This window comes from Bacteroides sp. AM16-24 (assembly GCF_003471885.1).
Classification (GTDB): Bacteria; Bacteroidota; Bacteroidia; order Bacteroidales; family Bacteroidaceae; genus Bacteroides.
On sequence record NZ_QRKI01000041.1, the window covers coordinates 1 to 4,232 of the forward strand.

Here is a 4,232-nt window from a genome sequence, read left to right on the forward strand (position 1 = left end):
AAAAAGTTCATTCTTCAACAGAAACCGTATAGCCGTTAAAAAACAAATGCACCCATATGCCCACTGGCAATGAGTGCAGATATGTACAAATAAATATTCAAGCAGTAACGCAGAAGTACTTATAAACAGAATGAAAGAAGCGAGTTCAGGAACAACTTACCAAGCAATACCTACCTGAGGTGCAATGCCTTAAAAACAGGTAGTAACCATCTTCGCAAAAAGCGTAACCGATACCACCATTCTGCCTTTTTCAGCCAACGGGCATCACGGCAATCCTGCGTTGTTCCGTCAGGACGGCAGATAGTCTGCAATACTCCGATGATATCCTTTCTTTTCACCCGCTCGATGCGAGCCACATTTCCATCACCCAGCATCAGACAGTCATCACCTTCACGGCCTATATACCGATGAATCATATACCGACCTTCCCACTGATAAAAAGGGCAGCACCAGGCAGGAAGTTCCCCATCGGGAGGACAAGGGACTACTTCCACCAGGTCTATTCCCCCTCTGATAAAAGGATACATACTTTGCCCGCCAATAAGCAGCTTTACCGTCTGCCCCTGTCGCAAAGCTTCGGCTGCTTCGGCAAAAAAATCATTGGATACCGTTATTTTTCGCATGTTTACAATATGGATCATATACCGACCTTCCCACTGATAAAAAGGGCAGCACCAGGCAGGAAGTTCCTCATCGGGAGGACAAGGGACTACTTCCACCAGGTCTATCCCCCCTCTGATAAAGGGATACATACTTTGCCCGCCAATAAGCAGCTTTACCGTCTGCCCCTGTCGCAAAGCTTCGGCTGCTTCGGCTAAAAAATCATTGGATACCGTTATTTTTCGCATGTTTACAATATGGTATCATGAGAAAGGTGTGCCGCAGCACATTATCCTCTTGGATTATAGTTGTAATTTTTTATAATTAATTTTCATTCCCAATCTTCCAAGACAATCCCAATAAGTCAGTTGGCGTTTTTCTGTTGGAGATGTATTTCTCTCTTATTTCCTTGTTTGTCGCATTATTATTCATCTATATACAAATGTATTTTTCAGTTTATCCAATACTTGCAAATGGATGGACATAAGAAAAAAGAATCTCCGACTGATACATATATTGTACAGACGGAGATTCGATTATAGAACTATTGGATTAGAAAATCCTTCTTAGCAAAGAATTAGTTGCTGGCACCACCGTTCCAAGTTGCAGTTACACCGTTTGCTTTAATCTTTCCGGTAGTAGCTTCAGAAGAACCACTGGCAGCTATATTAGCTAAAGTAAGATCATACGCTCCAAGAACAACTTTAACACCTGTAACCTTAGTTTGTACTGCGCTTGTACCTGTCCAGGTTGCAGCACCTAACAACTCTACTTTAAAGCCAGTCATATTATATGTGGCTACATCTTTTGTATCAATACCACCAGTAGTAATCTGGATACGTTTAATGGTATTGAATTTAGCAATGTCATCTGCCTTTAATGTCGTTTTACCATTTGCTTTAATGACATTGACAGATGGTATGGCAGCAGCAGCAGTAATTTGAGCTGTTTCTAAAGTGGTAGTACATACATAAATGACATCTTGTGTAGCAGCCGGTGCAATACTAATACCAAGGCTTGTTGTGGCTTCCGGTGTTGTTACTGTACCTGTTCCGGCAGTTACTGTAAATGAAGCAGCCCCTGCATTGGCAGCAATTGTACCATTATTGGTTAAGGAAAGTGTGCCAGAAGAAGCATCCAGAGTACCTGTTACAGTCATAGTTCCTTCGTTAACAATAGCATTGGCGGTGATACCAACAGCTGTCAATTCTCCATCATTGCGGATATTATCGGCTGTGATAGTAGTTAAGGCAGTAGTAACTGCTGAGCTAGCTGTACTTGCAATATGCAGTGACTTAACTCCAGGATCAGCTGTATCAACTGTCCATGTAGCACCGTCAACGATAACTACAGCACCTGCAATAGCAGCGGATTGTGTTTGATTTCCTTTCACTATAACATATTTATCTGCAGCTGCGGCATTCTGAGCTACTGCATCAGGCAAACCAATAGTGTAGCTCTTACCACTTACACTTTCTAATGTTACAGAAGTGGCAGTAGTAGCTGTTACTTTCACATCATTTGCGATAGGAACAACAGTTTTGATAGATAATGCGCCACCAGTGTTTTGATTGTAGTTAGCCAAACAGTCTATCAAAGCGCTATTGATCTCTATGGTATTTGTCGGAGCAATCGTGTATCCTTTTTGAGTTGCATCTGAAGTTGTACCTTCTACCCAATTCGTACCATTAGGAGCATCTTTCTTAATCATATCGATCAACTCATCTGTGCTCTTGATGCCTTCTTCAGCAGTTGCACTGGTGAGAAGAGCGATCTGAACTTCATCAGCTGAAGTAGAAGTTCCACCCTTTAGATCTATAGTAAATAAGTCTTCGCCTTTATCTTTCTTCTTATATGTATTTCCATCTACATACAGAGCCTCAGCAGGCAGTGATTGACCAGCCATGAAAGTTAAGCTTGTCAAACCGGCGTTTTTCCTAGCTGTAAAGGTGTATCCTTCTGTAGCATTAGCATTTAGAGCTGATCCAGTTTTTAATTTACCTTCACAAATTACATACTGAGCATCCTCTATAGTTACATAAATCTTTGCAGCCAACATGTCGTTAGTGTAGTTGAATGCATAGGCAGGCATTACAGCAAAAATATCCATGCTGGCACCTTGAGCAAGTTCTTTACCTACGACCAATGTTGTGATAACGCCATCCATATTGTGTATGCTACTGGTGTGTCTGCCAGTCGTTACCTTATCTGCAGAGTTGTCTACGAATTCAGTTGTTTTTGCTCCCAGCATATAGTCGAGGTCATTCCAAGCACCATCAGTATTGAAACCGTTGTTTTCTTGATGGAGAGCGGCAATCACGCTGGCAGGAGTTGTTGATATATCATTACTTGCATCATTAGCAACCTTTGCAGAAGCACTGGAATGCTTCAACTTACCACCAATAACCATACCTGTTTTAGCAGTACCTTTTGCACTGATATTTACAAACTCAATAGAGTCAACTTTAATAGTTCCATTATAAGGCTTTGTTGGCACAGCGTTTGCAAGACCACTTTCAAACAAATAACCGTTGAAATCGTTCTTGATAGTGAACTTCGGATAAGCAAAGATATTGAACATTGGAACCACTGGTCTTTGCTTTTCAGTGCCAGTGATAAACTTATAACCTACTTGCACAATATTGTCACCATTATAGAATTCTCCCAAGGCAGTCTTTTCTCCGGAGGCATCTTGTATGCGGGGTACAGCTACTTCAAGCGGGCTACGGAAGTTCAAACCTACCTGATAAGGAGCGTAGAACAAGTAGTTACCTTCCACCATTGGCTGCTCTGCTGCCCAAGTCTTTCCACCGTCGGTGGTGGAAAATGCGTTGTTACAGCCGTAAGACTCTATAACATTATACAATGCGATTGCTTTACCACCAGCGCTTGCCAGCTTAGTTGCATAATCATTCTGTGATGTATATGCCGGCACATCAATAACAGCGGCACCCAGTTTGTCATTGGTTGACCACACAGGGCGTGCACCAGTTCCAAGGCCGAGTCGTGTATTCACTTCATCACCGGGCAATGTTATTTCCACATCCACAACTGGACGAATGGATAATTTAGCATCGGTGGCATTATTTTCTGCTATGTTGAAGTTGTCTTCAGACGTACAAGCAGCAAAGGTTGCACCGATTGCAACAGTAAATAATAAATGTTTTGCTTTCATTTTTTAAAATAATTTAATATTAAATCGTTTTATTTCAAGGTATAACCCATTTTACATAACCTCATTTCCACCACCGGATGGGAATTGCTCGCCTGGGCTTGCTTCGAATCCCTTTTCTACTTCCACCTCCAGAACTTCCACTTCCGGAGCTTCATACTTCATTTCCTTTTCTACTTTCATAATCATAAAATTTAAATTGTTAGTAATATTAAAATTGTCTCTTTATTATCAACCGGTAATACGATAATTACTGCTACCGCTGGCTGCCTATTATCCCATCGCGAAGACAGGCTGCTTATTATATAAAAACCTTAGCTACTCCTATATATAATAGGTATAGCAAACCCGCATTTTCAGCCTGCAAAGTAAAAAACAAATTTCCTAAATAAACGATGAGTGCATTTGGCTGATATACAAAGTGTTATTAGCTTTACAAAAGAGCTGAATATCCCAATGA

Annotated in this window: 3 protein-coding genes; all 3 read right to left on the reverse strand. The window is 41.2% G+C overall.

Annotated features, from left to right (window positions below; genetic code table 11):
• Nucleotides 1–170 precede the first annotated feature (170 nt).
• A complete protein-coding gene (locus DW182_RS21905) occupies nt 171–848 on the reverse strand; it encodes a S24/S26 family peptidase (RefSeq protein ID WP_233564208.1) in 678 nt (225 codons plus the stop codon).
• 329 nt (nt 849–1,177) lie between these two features.
• Nucleotides 1,178–3,775, reverse strand: a complete 2,598-nt coding sequence (locus DW182_RS21915; RefSeq protein WP_118296846.1) for a hypothetical protein — start codon at nt 3,773–3,775, stop codon at nt 1,178–1,180.
• A 51-nt stretch (nt 3,776–3,826) separates the two neighbouring features.
• Nucleotides 3,827–3,961, reverse strand: coding sequence for a hypothetical protein (locus tag DW182_RS22740; protein WP_255421307.1), 135 nt, complete (start codon nt 3,959–3,961; stop codon nt 3,827–3,829).
• Nucleotides 3,962–4,232 lie beyond the last annotated feature (271 nt).